The following is a 19,934-nucleotide window of genomic DNA, read 5'->3' as shown; positions in this document are numbered from 1 at the left end:
AGGCCTGTCGAAGGATCTTAAAACTATATTTGTTAACAGATCCTTCACTTCGTTCAGGATGGCAATTCTCTTAAGACAATGTCCGAAAAATCGACGATAACCAAAGATATGTGTCCAGCATGGACAGCCTTCCGCAGGCAGCTTTCGGTACGATCACATAAACGTCGGTAAAAAATATAACTAATAAATTGAATCATGAAAGTTCATTTAGTCCTTATATTACTATTTATCAGCTCAATCGCAACGGCACAATTTGTCGAATCTAAAGATCCAAAACCAGCAGATCCCCAAGTGTGGGATATCGTTAAAAAACCTGCAAATTTCTCCTTTATCGATACAGAATTCAGTTTATCCAAAACTACCCCTCCCACTCCAGAACAACAAGTCCCAACATGGCATGCAAAAGGTTGGAAAAACGAGACTATCCACACACAGCTCGCCTTTTGGAGTACAGCGGATTTCAAGAACATCAAACTTTCCGCTTCGGCACTGCATTCCGCTCAGGCTACAATTTCTGCTGATCACATTAAAATTAATCCCATCACATACGTATTATCGGATTTGCCGGGAGATCTAAAGAATGGATGTGGGATCAACATCACACTGGATTCCATATTGGTAGCAGATCGGATTGACAATAGTCAAAGCTTCGCTTATCAAAGAAAAGAAACCCGTCCAATTTGGTTAAGTATTGCGATTCCAAAGAATACACCAGCCGGTTTTTACAAAGGAAAAGTATATGTCAATACCGGTAACAAGGAAATAGGTTTAGACTATTCCGTACAGGTGAGCAATCATACGCTCCCCGATGCCAACGACTGGTCTTATCACCTAGACCTGTGGCAAAACCCCTATTCTGTAGCGCGACACCATGAGTTAGAGCCCTTCTCAAAAGCACATTTTGATAAATTAACACCTCATACTCAGTTGTTAGCAGATGCAGGACAAAAATCAATTACCGCAACATTGATTTACGATCCTTGGAATGGTCAAACCTATGATAAATATGATGCCATGATAAAATGGGTAAAGACAACAGATGGGTCTTGGAAATTTGATTATTCCGTATTCGATAAATGGGTCGAATTCATGCAAGATCAGGGGATTGATAAATTCGTCAATTGTTACAGCATGATTCCATGGAATCTTTCATTTTACTATTTTGATGAGTCAACAAATAAAATGGAAGTGCTCAAGGCCAAACCCGGAGAAAAGGCTTACGAAAACCATTGGTTACCTTTTTTGGTGAATTTTGCTACACATTTAAAACAAAGAGGTTGGTTTGGAAAGACCACCATTGCAATGGACGAACGTCCTATGAAGGATATGCTAGCTGCAATTAACATCATAAAAAAAGCCGATCCTGACTTTAAAATTTCGTTAGCAGGAACCTACCACGAGGAATTAGCACTTGAACTAGTCGATTATTGTATTACACTAAATGAGAATATGCCCACGGATATTCTGGCAAAACGGAAATCCCTTGGATACAATACCACAGCTTATACCTGCTGTTCCGAAATATTTCCAAATACCTTTACGAGCTCAGGATATAGTGAATCGGTTTGGTTGGCTTGGAACTCGGTTGAAAGGGGTTTTGACGGATATTTAAGATGGGCATACGATTGCTGGAACGCAAATCCCAATCAAGACACACGCTACGGAACCTGGCTCGGCGGGGACACCTATTTAATATATCCCGATAACACGACAAGTATCCGCTTTGAACGATTGAAGGAAGGTATACAAGACGCCGAAAAAATTAAAATAATACGCGCCTATCTGCGTGAAACAAAGAGAAAAGATGATCTCGAAAAACTAAACAAACTCATATCGGCTTTTAACAACAACGATAATAAACAAGAATTAATACCTGGACACGTTAAAACCGGAAAATCTTTCTTAAATTCACTGTAAAATTATACACAATGAACAAAACAATATTGAGCATATTTGCTGCTTCAGCACTATTTTTTATGCTACAAACTGCGGATGCACAGGTAAAATTACCTCCCGCAAGTAGTACACAGACTATCACACAGGGGGTAGGAATCAAGAAGATTTCCTTAACCTATCAACGACCAAATATCAACGGTCGCGTTGTATTTGGAGAGTTAGTACCTTATGGCGAAGTATGGCGCACAGGAGCGAACAATATCCCTACCATTGCCTTTGAAGAAGAGGTCAACATTCAAGGCAATAAAGTACCTGCTGGCACATACGGTCTATTTACCATCCCTAATCAAAACGATTGGACGATCATTTTGAGTAAAAATGTACAACAATGGGGAGCTTATCAGTATAAACAAGAAGAAGATTTCTTGCGTTTTAATGTAAAGCCACGCAAAACAGCCCAAAAAGTAGAAACATTTACAATTAATTTTGGTGATGTAACGCCTAGCTCTACTAACGTAATACTGGCTTGGGAAAACACACAAGTTGAATTTACCATTAAAGTAGATCAATCCACTGAAATCATAGCTTCGCTGGAACAAGCTATGCAAGGAGAGAAAAAACCTTATTTTCAGGCTGCTCAATATTATTTTAGCAACGGGCTTGACCTAAAAAAAGCTGTGGCTTGGATCAATGAAGCTGACAAAGGAAATGATAAAGCACCTTACATTAAATACTGGAAAGCTAGGATCCTTTTAAAAGCTGGCGATAAAGCTGGTGCGACCCAAGCTGCAAAAGAAGGAATTGCAATCGCCGAAAAAGCAAATAACGGCGAATATATCAAATTGAACAATCAGGTGCTGAGCGAGGCAGCTAAGTAGTAGGTGTTTTAAGATTGCTTCGTCGTCATTCTTCCTTCTCGCAATGACGTCACTACTTGTTCGTCAGAACGAGGAATACGACGTGGCAGTCTTTCTTAACTTAATACGTAAATAGATTTGCCTACGGCGAGCTCACAAGCTCGGCTCTCCCTTTGGTCGAAATGACGTTTACACGCTTTATAAGACCTTTTTAACCTCCTCCTTCTTCGTCTTTTAATGCATCATATAAAATCTCTACAGGATGATATGCCCTCTCCGAAGTACCGTCCTTAATCTGATGCCGGCAGCTTACACCGGGTGCTACAATCACATGTCCATCTTCTTTTTCCCCTATAGCAGGAAAGAGCACCAGACCGCCTATTTGCATGGAAATATCAAAATGCGCTTTCTCATATCCAAAAGACCCCGCCATTCCACAACAACCCGAGGCAATTGATGTTGCGTTATAGTGTTCCGGTATGGAAAGGACCCTTTCCGTAAATTGCTGCAGCTTCCAAGCTTTCTGCTGACAATGTGTGTGCACAAGCATTATTTTTGGAGACAGATTGAAGTCTGCAGATGATATATTCCCTTTCTCAAATTCCTTCCAAAGAAACTCTTCTATAATCATGGCATGTGGTGCGATTTTTTCCGCATCTTCCAAGAGGTGTTCATCCACCAAGTCAATATATTCATCACGGAATGACAAAATAGTCGACGGTTCGACACCAACAAGGGGTGTTTCACTGTTAATACGGGAGGCAAAAACCTTCACATTCCTATTGGCCAGTTTTTTTGCTGCACGGAGCATCCCTTTTGAAATTAGCGCACGTCCACTGAATGCATGATCTACTAATAAAACCTCATAGCCCAATTTCTCTAACAGCAAAATGGCTTTTTTACCAATTTCCACATCGTTATAATTGGTGAATTCATCACAAAAGAAATAAACGGTTCTTTTTATCTGGGAAATATCATATGCAGGTTTATGATGGCGCTTGAACCATTGTCGTAAAGATGTAGATCCGACCAAAGGAAGATTTCGCTTTTCTGAAAACCCGACCATACGCTTAATCGCCTTGCCAATCAGTCGGTTTTGAACAGACCAGTTGTACACTGCTGGCATGTAAGATGCCATCTGCGTTATCTTATCTACCCACCCCACCAAGCGTGTACGCATGGGAAGGCCATTAGCATCGTGATAGGCTTGCAGAAATTCCGCTTTAAGTTTCGCCATATCCACACTCGAAGGACATTCTGTCTTGCAACCTTTGCAACTGAGGCACAGATCCATCACCTCCTTGATTTCAGGATGGTCGAAAGGATTCTCTTTCGGCGAATGTGTTAAAAATTCCCGCAAAATATTCGCCCGTGCACGGGTTGTATCCTTTTCATCTCGCGTAGCCATATACGACGGACACATGGTTCCTCCAGACAAATGAGACTTCCGACAATCTCCGGAGCCATTACATTGCTCTGCATGTTGAAGAACATGTTGTGTTCCATAACGAAAAACAGTTTTTATCGCTCTCGCCGGTTGATCAGGGGCATAACGTAAGAAGGAATTCATTGCCGGAGTATCTACTATCTTCCCTGGATTAAACACGCTATATGGATCCCAGGTATACTTGATTTGTTTCAGCAATTGATAGTTCTGCTCCCCTACCATATAAGCTATAAATTCGCCCCTAAGCCTGCCGTCTCCATGCTCTCCGCTCAACGAACCCTTGTATTTCTTTACAAGTTTTGCGATCTCGAAAGCGATCTCCTTAAATAATTGATTACCCGCTTTAGTTTTCAGATTCAATAACGGTCTTAAATGTAGCTCTCCGGTCGCAGCATGTGCATAGTGAACAGAATATAAATTATATCGCGATAAAATCTGATTAAATTCAGCGATATAATCGGGCAAATCCTGCACATCAACAGCAGTATCTTCGATCACAGCTACTGGTTTTTCGTCTCCAGGTGTATTGCTCAAAAGTCCAAGCCCGGCTTTCCGTAAATCCCATACCTTCTTCTTGTCAGCGCCAAGGATCAAGGGAAAATAATATCCCACCCCTTCCGCGCGCATATGTCTTTCCACTTCGGCGACTTTACGTCGAATTTCTTGCTCGTCTTCCCCGTCGTATTCCACAATAAGGATCGCGGCGGGACCACCCTTTACGAAAAATCGGTTTTGCGTTTGCTCCAGATTATTCTCAGTACACGACAGAATATACTTATCCATAAGCTCACTTACAAGTGGCCTATGCCGAAGTGCAACCAAATTTGCGCGCAGCGCTTCTTCTATGCTATAAAAATGAACACATAACAATCCCGAAGGATACCGAGAAATCTCATTCAGCTGTAATTTAACCGAGGTGATAAACGCGAGCGTACCTTCCGATCCGCAGATTAATTTAGAAAAATTAAACCGACTCCCCCCTGCTGTAAAAGGATCGGTATCGACCAGAACATCTATTGCGTACCCCGTGTTTCTTCGGTCAATAGACGGTTTTGGAAATTCCGATCTAATCCGTTCTTGATTTTGATAATCACCGAGTATACTTCGGATTTGGGTATACAATCTTCCTTCAAGTGTGGCATCCACACATTTTTCGGTAAATTCTTCGAAGCTCAGCTCTTTAAATACCACTTTAGAGCCGTCGCTCAAAAAAGCTTCGATCTCCAATACATGCTCCCGGGTACTTTTATAGATCAAGGAATTTGAACCGCAGGAATTGTTTCCCACCATCCCGCCAATCATAGCCCGGTTAGCGGTGGAGGTTTCCGGTCCGAAAAAAAGACCATACGGTTTCAAAAACAAATTCAGTTCATCCCGAATCACTCCCGGCTGTACCCTTACCCATTTTTCAGCTTCATTTATCTCCTGTATTTTCGTAAAATGCTTGGAGACATCCACTATGATGCCCGGGCCCACCACCTGCCCTGCTAAGGAAGTCCCCGCCGTGCGCGGTATGATTGAAATTTTATTTTCTCGAGCAAAAATTATGAGCTTTCTTATATCTTCCGATGTCCGTGGAATGGCAACGGCCAAAGGCATTTCGCGGTACGCAGATGCATCTGTTGCATACAGAATACGCATGGTCTGATCCGTAAAGAGATCTCCCTGAAGTGATTCTTTAAGATTTAATAAAAGCTCTTCCAAAATCCGTCAACTTAGGAACCTTTAATCTGCGTCGTATACGTACTCTCAAAAATTTTATCCGCATTGTTTGTTTCGAATCCATCCCTGCGATGTTGCGGTTGAATCTGATTCTTCGGTATATCTTTATATTCGGGTAAAACACTCCGTTCAGCAAATTCGACATAGCTGCCCGCAATTTCTAACGATCTGCCATCCACAAACCCCGCTTCATATAGTGCCGAGACCGTACTACTTTGGCGTAGTAGCCCATCATCGCTTGTTTTAATAACTCCCCCTGAAGTATTGAGCTTCACGCCTATACCCGTCAAGAATCTATTAAATTCTTCTAGCGTATTATAGCCTTCTTTCAATTCATGGATACTAATCGTATAATGATTCAGGTAATAGCGGTTATATATCACCCATGCAGCATATTCGCTTTCTGCAAGCAAAGCCTGATAATCATTCGAAGTCGGCAGTGCCCACAAGGGTTTCTGCAAAAAATCAGCTACTTCTCTTCCTCTCCTTAAGTTCAATTTATCCACGGGATCGGAGGTAATGCCTTTTGTGTATCCATAGATAATATCCTGCGCAGTCTTTGACAAATCCGCGACCCTTAATTCGGACACAAAAATACGGGGATAATGTGTTGCTGGAGGCGAATACCAATATGCATCCAATTTTTTCCCCTCGAAATAGTAATAATCCCTTTTCGTATATCCATAGCTTAAGAATATCTTTTCAAATGATTGAATTCCTAAATGCGGAACGCCTAACGTTCTAAACGCAATATGATCGTTAACGATGTCGTCTTGAGCTGTAATCACATCCATATCCAATAAACTTTTGGTGATTTTATTGACATCAGCGACATGTTGGCGATAATGTTCAAACAAATCATTTAAGACTATATCCAACGGATTATTTTCATCAAAATGCATAGGACAAAAATTAAGTTTATATCTAACGTAAATCTAAGCAATACCTTTCTTATTTACGTCGTAAAAACAAAAAAAATGAACTTTATTCGAAAAAAAACAATAATCTAAAAATCTTATTCTAAAAAATAGACATAATAAGAAATACTATAACTCCTCGCGCAGAATTTTTTCCAGCTCCTCAGGTGTGAGATTCATATTAATATTTCCGTCTTTCGCGAATGAAATTTCCCCGGTTTCTTCGGAGACGATTACCGCGACAGCCTCCGAGACCTCGGTAACACCAATCGCAGCACGATGCCGCAATCCAAATTGAGGGGGCAGATCTTCGCTGTCGGAGAGCGGTAATACTGAACTCGCTGTCATTACCCTAAAATCTACTATGACGACGGCCCCATCGTGCAGAGGGCTGTTCTTAAAGAATATACTTTCTAATAATCTCTTCGACACAGGGGCATCAACATATTCGCCGCTTGTTTGGTAGTATTCTTCATCAAAATATTTAGAAAACACAAGTAAAGCTCCCGTCCGTGACCTTGACATACTTCTACAGGCTTCTATAATGGGTTTGACTTCTTCTGAGCGGTCTTGTTGTGTCGTCCTTCTGCTCGCTAAAAAGCTCCAGAAGAATTTCTTTCGTCTAAGGGATATGTTCTTACCGATATGGAGTAAAAATCTTCGAATTTCTTGTTGGAATACGACAATAAGCGCAATAGAACCAACGGAGATAAAACCTCCAAAAATCTCGGTCAGCAACCGCATTTCTAATTGTTTTACCACGAGATAAATACCATAAAAAAGGAAAACTCCCAAAAGGATATTAACTGCTATAGTACCTTTGATCAAACTGTAGATATAGTAAATAATTACAGCAACCAAAAGGATGTCTATAATATCCAATAACCGAAAACCCTCTAATAAATTGAAGCCTAACTCATCCATATTTCTATGCAATTTAGAAAATTCCCGTAAGATTCTTGTTATATAGCCCTAAAATTGGAACAACATTCGTTATATTTTGACACATCTTCGGTTCAACTAAGCAATATGGTTAATGGTGGTAACGCGTTTGCATTCTAAACGTATATAGAATCAGGAAAATGAAGTACGCAGAACGATTACAAATTGCAGGGCAATATTCCTATTTAAACTTTTTTTCGTAGATTTAGTCTATAAAAAAGCTCCTAACCAAGATTGCTCCTTCAGCTCCAAACTTATAATTTCCTTAACTATACAAGTCCGTACAAGTCCGTTAAAGTCCGTACAAGTCCGCTGAAGTCCGTCATAGCTTCGAGAGAGCCAGTGTACAACTTGGGGACAACCTCGACAAAGCTTCGGATGGAATTCGATAGACGACCGGTATCCTTTCAATTTTGTTGCAGTAGCTATCGAAAATCAGCCGAAAAATTATCAAAGAACTATTAAAGATGTCACGAACAAGGCCGGAGCCTGAACGCACGTCGGTACGCTGATCTTTCGAGGCAACGACGTCGATTTATAGATTGATACAAAAAGACAATTTATTGATACAATCAAACAACTTCTATCAGCGAATATTCACAAACTTTGTCAATTAAGTTTCCGTTAAGGGACCATTATAAACATGTTTTATTATCTAACTATAAGTCTTCTATATGCTAAGTACGTCAAAATCGTTGCTAAGATGGTTATAAATACCGGCATAGAGATGTGGACTAATTGACTAAAAACAAACCTTATGTTTAAAAAATCATTTTTATTGTTACTGACAATATGTTCCTTTCAGTTTTTATTGGCACAACAAAATTCGTTGATTCGGTTTCCAAAAGGATCAACCCCCAAAGAGATCGGCAAACAATTGGCCTACCATTTTATAAATGGCAAACATGAACTTTACGATAGATCGATCCATTATGCTGAAGTATGCACCTGGAACGGCGCACTGGACTACGCCCTGAAGGTTAATGACAAAAAACTAATCAAACATCTACAGGACAAATTTGAACCACTTTTCACGACGGAAAAAGCTTTGTTACCCCCTATGAACCATGTGGATTACAATATGTTTGGAAGTCTTGCCCTGAAATTCTACCAAATAACAAAAGATGAACGGTATAAAAAAATGGGATTAGAATACGCCGATACACAGTGGGCAGTACCGGCGAACGCCAAACCCGAACAAAAGGCTTGGGCAGACAAAGGATATTCTTGGCAGACACGTTTATGGATCGACGACATGTACATGATTACCGTGGTTCAAGGTGAGGCCTATAAAGTGACAGGCGACAAGAAGTATCTTGATCGCGCAGCTAAGGAAATGGTAATGTACCTAGACGAATTGCAGCGTCCTAACGGATTATTCTATCATGCGCCTGACGTACCTTATTATTGGGCGCGTGGCGACGGCTGGATGGCTGTAGGTATGCCTGACCTTTTGCGTATGATGCCTGAAGACCACCAAGACCGTCCACGCATCATGGAGGGTTACCTGAAGATGATGAAAAGCCTCAAAAACTATCAACAGCCAAGCGACATGTGGAATCAGTTGATCGATGAGCCTACTTTTTGGGCAGAAACTTCTGGAACAGCGATGTTTACGTATGCTTTTATTGTTGGTGTACAGGAAGGCTGGCTTGATGCGGCAGAATACGCCCCAATCGCACGCAAAGCTTGGTTGGCAATGATTCCTTATATTGATCAACGTAATAACGTAACTGAGGTTTGTATCGGGACCGGGAAAAAGAATGACAAACAGCATTATTACAATCGGCCGCGCAATGCCGGCGATCTTCACGGGCAGGCACCCTATCTGTGGTGTGCAGCCGCTCTTTTAGCAGAGTAAGAAGATACAGTTAGTACCGGCACAACGCGTATCAGATATATACCGGTCGTAAACCTATAATCAATTTTATTCAGTACATGAACAAAAAGAACATTTGTTCATGTAGATCTCAGCCCTCGAAAAGTAATACTACGTTGGAGATCGGGGTTATTAACAGAAAATGCGATATTGAGACGATTTAGCAATTTATTGATCGAGACAGATATTTTTTTGTTGTAAACATTCTTGAAATTTGAGTATTGAATTATGTAACAACTAAATTATAAACAGTAACCTAGTTAAAATTCAAAAAAAACAAAAGGCTGCTCAATGAATTGGGATGTGATGAATGTACAGTGTTTTGTATACTTAATATGTCATTTTGATATTATGACAAAAAACCACAAAAACCAATAGAAAGCTATATACTAATTAATTGAAAACTAAAAATAATAATAAAAAATTCAATATGGAATAAGATTACTAAAACCCCTGAAAATAAGCAGATGTTTCACTTTTGAAGATATCTTAAAGCATTACGAGAGACTTTCATTAACCACCAATTACAGATTATAAACCAACTAAATACATGAATAAAACTCATATTTTAACAAAAAAAAGCACCATTATTTCGCTAAGGAAACTCACATTCTTCGTTGTACCTTTTGATATCTTGTGTATAATACATAATGGCACTTCCCCTCCTTAAAGAAACAGCAATATCATTAAGTTAGTGCTTGTTGTCATCCTGAGAAATCGGTTTTTAAAACACATTGGAGGATTAATAACATTTCGCAGCTTTAAATACGTTTATGCAATGTGGTCAGTATAGTGTATATAGATCGCACTTTGCTTTGTACAATTATGCTATTGAAAAAATGGCAAGAAATAATTTTTACCAATATAAATACATGTTATGAGTTCAAAAAATAAGCTATTATTTCTATGTTTATTCCTGCTTGGCACAATAGTTCTAAATTCTTGTAAAGACAAGGAAGCTGAACTACAGGAGTACAATCCGGGAAAATCTGTTATTTTCTCCGACTTTTCACCTAAAAAAGGTGCAATACGGACGCGTCTGTACATTTATGGAGATAACTTCGGAACCGATGTTTCTAAAATACGTGTTTTCATCGGAGAAAGGGAGCTCAAAGTCGTCGGCGCTAATGGCAAGCAGATATATTGCTGGGTTCCAGGTCAAACCAATACCGGACAGGTACGTGTGGTTATCGATGGTGGTTCTGCTACCCCTGTTGAACACACATTTTCGGAAGAGTTTGCTTATGTGCGCAGTACCTCGGTGGGCACGCTCGTGGGTAATTTGGATGAAGACGGAAACTCTTCTATCATGGATGGCAGCTTTGAGGAAGCACAGTTTTCTTATCCAGCATGGCTAACTTATGAGCCTGAAAGCGATGCGTTATTCGTCACAGAGCTGGATCGGGCGGTAAGAAGAGTTGATTTGCAAGAGGAAATGGTATCCACACTCATCACCAATGGGCAGGCAGGATTCAACAAAATGCAGGGTACAGTGCTAAGTCCCGACACCGATACATTGTATCTTGTGGACGATAACGGAAACCGTACTACGCCAAATAAAGTGGCACTTGCTTATTCGCTACGATCAGAAAACTATCGCCGTGTGCATCCCCTATTGTATGATGTTGGCGCCTTTACCTGCGCCCCACATCCTTTTCATGGGGATCTTTATTATACCACTACGAATTCAACGCCTGTTAAGAAAGCCGTTTTAAAGGAAGGAACCGGAGAGCTAGTTCCTGAACTTATGTTCAATATCGGAGGGAATCTTAGCGGTGTGATAATCTTTTTCCATCCCTCGGGTGACTATGTCTATATTACAGCACATAGCCGCATCTATAAAAGTATCTACAACTGGGAAACTCGCAAGCTAGAACCGCCTATTGTATTTGCAGGCAGTGGAACTGCAGGCGATGTGGATGCTATAGGCACCTCGGCTAGGATCAGTAGGGCTTATCAGGGAGTATTCGTCAAAAATCCTGCTTATGCAGGACAAACTGATGAATACGACTTTTACTTTTGCGACTTGCCGAACCATAGCGTCCGAACACTAACACCTACCGGCGTAGTTAGCACTTATGCAGGTAAAGGAAGTCCTACGCCAGATGGTAGTAAAAACGGTTATATAGATGGAGATCCGAGATTGGAGGCTCGCTTTGCCGCTCCTTCAGGTATCGCTTATGATGAGAAAAGAAAAATTTTCTACATCGCAGAGCGTGACAACAAACGTATCCGCACGATAACAATAGAATAGGAAAACACCATTTAATCACCTTTTATTTTAAACCAATTGCTTTGTTGTGCCAAGCATAAGGATCTTGCTTTTGTGAGGCAAACATGCAATTATTGAATACAGATTAATGAGAAAATTTATTTTTATACTAATGGCGATTATAGCGTCCGTTACCTGCATATATGCGCAGGATACCACACAGGTAGCTATTACCGTTACCGGAATAGTTCTGGACGAGCAGCAAGAGCCGCTACAAGGGGTTACTGTTACGGTTAAAGATCAGCCAGGGCTGGGCATAAGTACCAACGGTAAAGGAGAATATACTGTAAAAGCAAATAAATACCAGTGGCTTGTCTTTTCGTTCATAGGCTATGACCAACAGGAGATCCTGATAAAAGATGCGGTGAAGATAGATGTAACGCTTAAAGAGTCGGAGCAAAGGGCAGTGGATGAAGTAGTCGTAACAGCTTTAGGAAGACAGAGAAAGGCGACTGTAACCGGAGCGATCACTACGGTAGACGTTAGTACGCTAAAAACTTCTACTTCTAGTATTACCAATGCGTTGGCTGGAAACGTAGCTGGTGTATTGGCCATGCAGAGTAGTGGGCAGCCGGGCAGCAACACTTCGGAGTTCTGGATACGGGGTATCTCCACATTTGGGGCAGGTACATCAGCTCTTGTATTGGTGGATGGTTTTGAAAGGAGCCTTGATGAAATCAACATCGAAGACATCGAGACTTTCACAGTTTTGAAAGATGCCTCGACTACGGCCATATACGGCTCTCGTGGCGCTAATGGTGTGGTACTTATTACTACCAAAAAGGGTAAGATGGATAAAGTGAGCATCAATGCCAAACATGAGGCATCTTACAATACCCGTACCTTTACGCCAGAATTTGTAGACGGGTATACCTATGCCAAGCTGATGAATGAAGCACGGACTACCCGTAATGAGGAGCCGTTTTATTCTAATCAGGATCTTACCCTGATTAGGAACCAGCTGGATCCTGACCTGTTTCCGGATATAAACTGGATGGATATGTTCTTGAAACCCGGTGCTTTCACACAGCGCACCTCCCTCAATTTTGACGGAGGTGGTGCTCTGGCCCGCTATTTCGTCTCAGGTAGTTATATCGACGAAGGCGGTATGTACGAAACAGATGAAAATCTAAAAAATTACAATACCAATGCAAATTATAAGCGCTGGAACTATCGTGCAAATGTGGACATGAACCTGACCAAAACGACATTGGTCAGAATGGGGGTAAGCGGTTCTTTAGGTAAACAAAACCTGCCCGGAGGTACATATAGAGAAATATGGGCTTCTCTTATGGGACAGAATCCTATTTCCATCCCTATTAAATATAGCACTGGGCAGGTTGCTTCAAGGGGAGGTGCCGAAAGACAGAATCCTTGGGTCCTGATCACCCAACAGGGGTATATTGAAAATTGGGACAACAAAGTACAGACAAATGTTACCCTAGAGCAAGATCTGAAGTTTGTCACGCCCGGCCTGCGTTTTGTTGGGCGCTTTGGTTACGACAATAATAACAAGAATTATATACGCCGTATGAAATGGCCGGAAGGTTGGTTGGCCGAACGGCAACGTGAGTCGAATGGAGAACTAAGGTTGAGGCGTACCATTGCCGAACAACTGCTTGTCCAAACCTCTGATGCAAGCGGTGACAGACTTGAAACCTTACAGGGGGAAATGCACTATCGCAAAACCATTAATAACGACCATTCTATTGGGGCAATCGTCCAATATACGCAGGAAAAGAAGGTGAATACGTCTCGGTATGACACCGATATCATGCAGGGCATAGAGCGCCGCAACCAGCGTTTGGCAGGGCGTTTTACGTATGGTTATCAATCTCGTTACTTCTTTGATGTTAACTTTGGATACAATGGCTCCGAAAACTTCGCTACGGGCCATCAATTCGGGTTGTTTCCGGCAGTGTCAGGAGCTTGGAACATCGCGGAAGAAAAGTTTGTACGGGATAACCTTACGTGGATGAATATGTTCAAGATCCGTTATTCTTATGGAAAAGTCGGAAACGATATTATCAGGGATAATAATAACAATCCCATTCGTTTCCCTTATTTGGCATCTTTTGGCACAAATACTGAAGCCGGTTACAACTGGGGTGATATTGAAAGCAGAAATATATATTCTGGTCTGACGTATTCAAGAATAGCTTCTAACTCAATAACCTGGGAAGTTTCGACGAAGCACGATTTGGGGCTTGATTTTTCTCTTTTTGGCGACAAGTTCAGTGGTGCTCTCGATTACTTTCATGAGCGGCGTGACGGTATATATATGGAACGGCAATACGTTCCGGATATTGTAGGCCTGATGGGACAGGATCCGCGTGCCAATGTGGGTGCTACCCTATCCAAAGGATTTGACGGACAGATGAAATATACGCAAAAGATCAACAACCTGAGCCTTACAGCCCGTGGCACCATGACATACAGTAAGAATGAAATACTGGAGGCCGATGAAGAATTCAGTAATTATCCTTATACAAATCGTACAGGTTTCCGGGTTAACCAGAACAGGGGATTGGTAGCTCTTGGGCTTTTCAACGACTATGACGATATCCGGAACAGCCCTATCCAGAATTTCGGTAGAACTGCACCAGGTGACATTAAATACAAGGATATCAATGGCGATGGTACTATCAACAATGATGATGTGGTACCGGTTGGTGCTACCCGTTATCCGAATCTCGTCTATGGTTTTGGTTTATCCGCCAGTTGGAATGGTCTGGATGCGAGTGTGCTATTTCAGGGAGCCGGCAAGTCCTCTTTTTTCATCGATGGCTTTACAGTGTACCCATTTAGTAGTGGTGACTGGGGAAATATCCTGACCGATGTGGCCGAATCCAACCGCTGGATTCTGGGAGAGAACGAAGATCCTAATGCGGTATACCCCCGTCTGAGCTATGCCGGAAGTGCCAACAATTACCGTAATTCAACTTATTGGTTGCGTGAAAGTTCGTATTTACGTATCAAGACGGTGGATTTGGGGTATACATTCTCCAGAAGTTTGGCCAGTAGATTGGGCTTAAAAACAATGCGTCTCTATTTTCTAGGTACTAACCTGCTTACTTTTTCCAAATTTAAGATGTGGGATCCTGAGATGAACAGTACAAACGGACAGGCCTATCCACTAGCTAAGTCATACACTCTTGGTTTAACCGTAAACCTATAATATACAAGATTATGAAGAAGAAACAAATCATATTTGGGATATTACTGACAGGTGCAATTGTCTGTCTAAATTCCTGTAATAAATACCTAAGCGTCGAACATTATTTTGACGATCGCCAGAGCGAAGGACGTATTTTCAACAGTAAAGACTATACGGAGCAATGGCTCGCCAACTGTTATAACAAATTGCTGGATTATAACCTCGAAATGGGTCACAGAAACTATACCGTGACTAATTATTCAGATGATATGTTTTACAATGAATCCGGTAATGCTAATGGAGATCATTACCGGAGGTTCAAGTTTGGGGAATACGATCACACTTGGCATCAATCCTGGGCCCAGTCTTATGCAGGCATACGGCAGGCATCTGTTATGCTCAACAGCATAGACGATGGCAGCACCTTCAGCGCCGCTCAAGTAGCTGATTATAAAGCTCAGGCAAGGTTTATCCGAGCCTACCTGTATTGGCTGCTGTTGCGTAAATATGGTCCGGTACCCATCATGCCAGATAAAGGCGTTGATTATGATGAGAGCTATGAAAATCTTTCCTTCGCCCGCAATACGTACGATGAAGTGGTCAATTATATAGCAGAAGAGATGGCAATAGCGGCTAAAGACCTTCCCCTAAAGCGGGATAACCGCAATATCGCCCGCCCAAGCAAAGGTGCAGCACTGGCTACCCGTGCCAAAGCATTGCTGTTTGCGGCGAGTCCGCTGGCAAATGGCAATACAGAAATGGCCGATTTTACTGATGATAAGGGGCAAATGTTGTTTTCTCAGCAATATAACGAAGAAAAATGGGCTAAAGCGGCGGCGGCCTGTAAAGATGTTATAGACCTTAATACTTACAAGTTATATGTAGCTGCTCCTAAGGCTAAAGGAACGGGCGGGGAAAAGGATCTTGGGTATATGAAGGTTTACGATTATCCGGCGACTATCGCTCCACCTTATCATCCCGAATACTCTGAAAAAAATTTCCCTGAAGGCTGGGCTAATATTGATCCTTTTGAATCGTATCGGGCATTGTTCAATGGTGACCTCTACGCTTCAGAAAATAGCGAAATGATATTTACCAGAGGTGAGAACCAAACCGATGAAGCCCATGGCATCATTTCCTTGACAAGGCATCAGATGCCCCAGACCGGAGGTGGATATAACGCTCACGGTATTACCTTGAAGCAGTGTGATGCTTACGCCATGGACGATGGTACACCATTTGACAGACAGACGATAAAAAATAAATATGATAATATGTTTGTACAGACCACTGAGGTGAATGACTTTAAACCGCTATTAGCAAATACTTGGAAGGAGTTTGCCCATAGAGAGCCTCGCTTTTATGCTTCTGTAGCATTTAGTGGTGCGCTTTGGACTATGTCAAGTGCTATTAATAATGCTGCAAATGTTACCTACCAACAGATTTTTTATTATCGTGGGGAAAAGGAGGGCATGATAAACGGAGATCGCTGGCTGCCAACAGGTATAGGCATGATGAAATTTATTAACCCTAAAGATAACATCGCAACTGATACCGGCGGTAAAATATTACCTAAAGTAGAAGTAGCTATACGCTATGCGGATATTCTGCTTATGCTGGCTGAGGCACTTAACGAATTAACCGGTAGTTACAACATCCCGTCATGGGACAATTCTAAAAGCCACGCCATAACAAGAAATACGGACGATATGAAAATGGCGTTAGGTCAGGTGCGTATCCGTGGAGGCGTGCCGGATTACGATATGTCTATATATGGCAATAGAGAAGAACTGCGTTCGAAAATAAAACGCGAACGCCAGATTGAGTTGCTCGGTGAAAATCAGCGGTATTATGATTTACGCCGTTGGAAAGATGCTCCCGTAGATGAAGCAGAGCAGATATTAGGTTACAATACCTTTATGACAAAGGATCACGCAAACCTATTTTACAAGCCCATACGCGTGCCGCTTCTGCAAACTACATTTTCCAAAAAAATGTATTTCTGGCCTATACACTGGGATGAGCTGAAGAAAAATAAGCGACTAACCCAATCGCCGGGATGGACTTCTTTCGATTAATGGTCAAAATAATGAAATAATGAAAAATATATATACATATATCATGATAGCGGCACTGGGCCTTGTCTCCAGCGCCTGTAACGATGAATGGGAAGACGAGCTTTATACACAAATGGTTTCCTTCAAAGCAAGTCTTAATAGTGAAGGTGTTTCTCCGGTGTATCTTCGATATACACCAAATGGTGAGGTCACGTATAATCTTCCTGTTATTGTAAGTGGTTCTCAATCCAATAATCAGGATCTAAACATTCAAATAGCGGTAGACAACGATACGCTCGCGATCTATAATAAAGAGAAATTTCAACACCGTACAGATCTGTATTTTAAACAACTCTCTGATCAGTTCTTCGAACTGAATTCTCCTACATGTTTTATCCCCAAAGGATCCAATATTGAGAATTATCCGGTAAAGTTCAAGTTTGACAATCTGGATTTAGTAGAGCGGTATGTATTGCCACTTACTATAAAAGATGATCCATCGTATGTTTCCAACTATCGCAAAGGTTGGCGCAAGGCGTTGTTGAATGTGATACCGTTTAATGATTATTCGGGTAACTATTCGTCTACTTCGATGAACGTATACCTGGATGGTCAGACTACCAATCCTCTTGTCTCCAGTACACGGGCGGCATGGGTTGTAGACGAAAAGGCGGTATTTTTCTATGCTGGCGTAACGGAGGAAAAGTCCAACTCGCGTGGTGAGTATAAAATTATCATGGAATTTTTGGAACCCGTAACAGAAGCCAACGGCGATAAAGTAGGGGCGTTAAATGTTTACGCTAGTAGCGATGCTATCAATTTTGAAATGGTCGGACAGCCAACCTATAAACTTACACAGACAGTAGACCCTACTAAAAAATACTTAGTAAGGCAGTATTGCACCGTCAACCTACAGTACAAATATGATGATATCTCCACGATGCCGGGAATACCTGTACGGTACAGAGCCTCGGGCTCTATGACCATGGAGCGGCAACGGAATATATTGATACCGGATGAAGATCAGGCTATTGACTGGTAAGATCTCTGTATAGGATAGATCATAAAAAACTATGCAAATGAAACATTCATATAAAAAGCATTCTTTTGACAAGGATGCTGGGGATTTACTCATGAAATCCAACTCGGGTAAAATTAATAAATATTTAAAAATGAAACGAACCATGACAACGGTATTTCTAGGGTGTTTGTTACTATTGAGCGCCTGTCAAAAAACAAAGGAACCTTATTTCGACCCGATACCTGAAACTCCCCAAAAACCAGAGGAACCCAAAGGAGAGTGGTCTGGCTTTACGTTGGACAGCACTTTTACCAATCCCATCATGCCTGGCGGTCCTGATCCATGGGTAATACAAAAAAATGGGATCTATTACTATACCTACACCCAGGGAAGTAAATTAGTAATTTTGGAAACCAAAAAATTATCAGAACTTGCTTCAAGTCAAAGGTACGATGTCTGGACGCCACCTGGAGGTCAGATGTATTCAAAAAATCTATGGGCCCCCGAATTGCATGAGATAGATGGCAAATGGTATTTTTATTTTGCTGCTGATGACGGAACCAATGCCAATCACAGGATGTATGTCGTAGAGAACAGTTCTCCAACACCGATAGAAGGAAACTGGGAGTTTAAAGGTAAAATCTCAGATCCCACAGATATGTGGGCCATAGACGGTACCGTGCTGCAGCACGAAGGCCAGATGTATATGATATGGTCGGGCGGAAATGCCGGTGCTGCACCACAGAATCTTTATATAGCCAAGATGAGCAATCCCTGGACCATTAGCGGCGAAAAGGTCATGATTTCGCAACCCGATTTTGCTTGGGAAAAAAATGGCAGTGCCATCAACGAGGGACCGCAGGTCCTTATCAATCCGCAAGGACGCGTTTATATCGTCTATTCCGGTAGTGGCTACTGGTCGGATGGTTACTGCCTTGGTGAACTTGCTTTACGGGATGGCGGAGATCCTATGAATCCGGCTCACTGGAAGAAAAAGGTACATCCGGTTTTTGCCGTTAGATCTGAAAGCAGTGCTTTCGGCCCCGGGCACAACGGTTTTTTCAAATCGCCTGATGGAACAGAAGATTGGATAATTTACCATGCACGGTCGGTTGCCAATCAAGGAGCTTCGGGTGGCCGCAATCCACGTATTCAACGCTTCTCCTGGAATCCGGATGGCTCACCTAATTTTGGTCTTCCAACAAGTTTATCCGCACAACATAAGCGTCCTTCTGGTGAACCCTTCCGATATATTCATGATAAGTCTAAATGGAGCATAGCAGGAGTTAGCTCAGAGGAGCCCACGGACAGCCGACTTGCATCTCTCCTTATCGACAACAATCTGACAACGATGTGGATTGCACGATATAGTATTGACCCAACGGAGTATCCCGATCACTGGGTTACAATAGATATGGGTGAGACTGCTATGGTAGATGGATTTATTATTTCACAGAAAGAAGGTGATCGTAAAATAAAAGAGTTGGAGATACAAGTCAGTAATGACAATGCTAACTGGGAAAGCCTTGGTATATTTAAATTGAATGATGTAAACTTGCTTAGACAATTCATCGATCTATCAGAACAAAAGCAGCTTCGTTATTTTAAGCTAGTACCTAAATTAGGCCACGATAGCCAGAAACAACCTGGGTTAACAGAAGTATCAACATTTCGGTTAAATAATTAACATCACAGTCTGTTGTACATTATAATTTTAGTCTAAACCACTAGGGACTGAAAGGGCATAGGTCTGGGTAACCAAAGAAT

At 41.7% G+C, this 19,934-nt stretch carries 11 protein-coding genes; 8 read left to right on the top strand and 3 right to left on the bottom strand.

The genetic code is table 11. The annotated features are described in order from the left end of the window. Nucleotides 1-195: 195 nt before the first annotated feature. Both C4F40_RS12120 and C4F40_RS12115 read left to right on the top strand, forming a co-directional pair. Nucleotides 196-1,917 carry a DUF4091 domain-containing protein gene (locus C4F40_RS12120; RefSeq protein ID WP_196939663.1) on the top strand — a complete coding sequence of 574 codons (1,722 nt, stop codon included), beginning with the start codon at nucleotides 196-198 and terminating at the stop codon, nucleotides 1,915-1,917. Nucleotides 1,918-1,928: 11 nt separating this feature from the next. Next, nucleotides 1,929-2,774: a DUF2911 domain-containing protein gene (locus C4F40_RS12115; protein ID WP_196939662.1), complete on the top strand. Its 846-nt coding sequence runs from the start codon at nucleotides 1,929-1,931 to the stop codon at nucleotides 2,772-2,774. A gap of 190 nt (nucleotides 2,775-2,964) precedes the next feature. On the opposite strand, the gene C4F40_RS12110 is transcribed toward C4F40_RS12115, so the two are convergent. From C4F40_RS12110 to cdaA, 3 genes are all read right to left on the bottom strand, one after another. Then, the gene (locus tag C4F40_RS12110; RefSeq protein ID WP_196939661.1) at nucleotides 2,965-5,904 is read right to left on the bottom strand and encodes an FAD-binding and (Fe-S)-binding domain-containing protein; all 2,940 of its coding nucleotides are present in this window, start codon (nucleotides 5,902-5,904) and stop codon (nucleotides 2,965-2,967) included. Between the two features lie 11 nt (nucleotides 5,905-5,915). Then, nucleotides 5,916-6,824 (bottom strand): DUF1338 domain-containing protein, encoded by a 909-nt coding sequence (locus tag C4F40_RS12105; RefSeq protein ID WP_196939660.1) that lies wholly within the window; start codon nucleotides 6,822-6,824, stop codon nucleotides 5,916-5,918. Between the two features lie 144 nt (nucleotides 6,825-6,968). Continuing rightward, nucleotides 6,969-7,763, bottom strand: a complete 795-nt coding sequence (gene cdaA, locus C4F40_RS12100) for a diadenylate cyclase CdaA (protein WP_196939659.1) — start codon at nucleotides 7,761-7,763, stop codon at nucleotides 6,969-6,971. A 775-nt stretch (nucleotides 7,764-8,538) separates the two neighbouring features. Between cdaA and C4F40_RS12095 the strand changes: the two genes are divergently transcribed. The 6 genes from C4F40_RS12095 (at nucleotide 8,539) to C4F40_RS12070 (ending at nucleotide 19,854) form a co-directional block, all read left to right on the top strand. Then, a complete protein-coding gene (locus C4F40_RS12095; RefSeq protein ID WP_196939658.1) occupies nucleotides 8,539-9,642 on the top strand; it encodes a glycoside hydrolase family 88/105 protein in 1,104 nt (367 codons plus the stop codon). 895 nt (nucleotides 9,643-10,537) lie between these two features. Further along, on the top strand, nucleotides 10,538-11,914 hold the full coding sequence (locus C4F40_RS12090) for an IPT/TIG domain-containing protein (RefSeq protein WP_196939657.1): 1,377 nt from the start codon (nucleotides 10,538-10,540) through the stop codon (nucleotides 11,912-11,914). A gap of 106 nt (nucleotides 11,915-12,020) precedes the next feature. Then, nucleotides 12,021-15,110, top strand: a complete 3,090-nt coding sequence (locus C4F40_RS12085; RefSeq protein ID WP_196939656.1) for a SusC/RagA family TonB-linked outer membrane protein — start codon at nucleotides 12,021-12,023, stop codon at nucleotides 15,108-15,110. An 11-nt stretch (nucleotides 15,111-15,121) separates the two neighbouring features. Continuing rightward, a complete protein-coding gene (locus C4F40_RS12080) occupies nucleotides 15,122-17,167 on the top strand; it encodes a RagB/SusD family nutrient uptake outer membrane protein (protein WP_196939655.1) in 2,046 nt (681 codons plus the stop codon). 19 nt (nucleotides 17,168-17,186) lie between these two features. Then, the gene (locus C4F40_RS12075) at nucleotides 17,187-18,188 is read left to right on the top strand and encodes a DUF4973 domain-containing protein (protein WP_196939654.1); all 1,002 of its coding nucleotides are present in this window, start codon (nucleotides 17,187-17,189) and stop codon (nucleotides 18,186-18,188) included. Between the two features lie 37 nt (nucleotides 18,189-18,225). Beyond that, complete coding sequence (locus tag C4F40_RS12070) at nucleotides 18,226-19,854, top strand: family 43 glycosylhydrolase (protein ID WP_231390045.1); 1,629 nt, start codon at nucleotides 18,226-18,228, stop codon at nucleotides 19,852-19,854. Nucleotides 19,855-19,934: the final 80 nt, after the last annotated feature.

Source organism: Sphingobacterium pedocola (assembly GCF_015209965.1).
In the GTDB taxonomy this organism is placed as follows: Bacteria; Bacteroidota; Bacteroidia; order Sphingobacteriales; family Sphingobacteriaceae; genus Sphingobacterium; species Sphingobacterium pedocola.
Note: the sequence above shows the minus strand (reverse complement) of the source record. Positions and strands in the feature narration are given on the sequence as shown.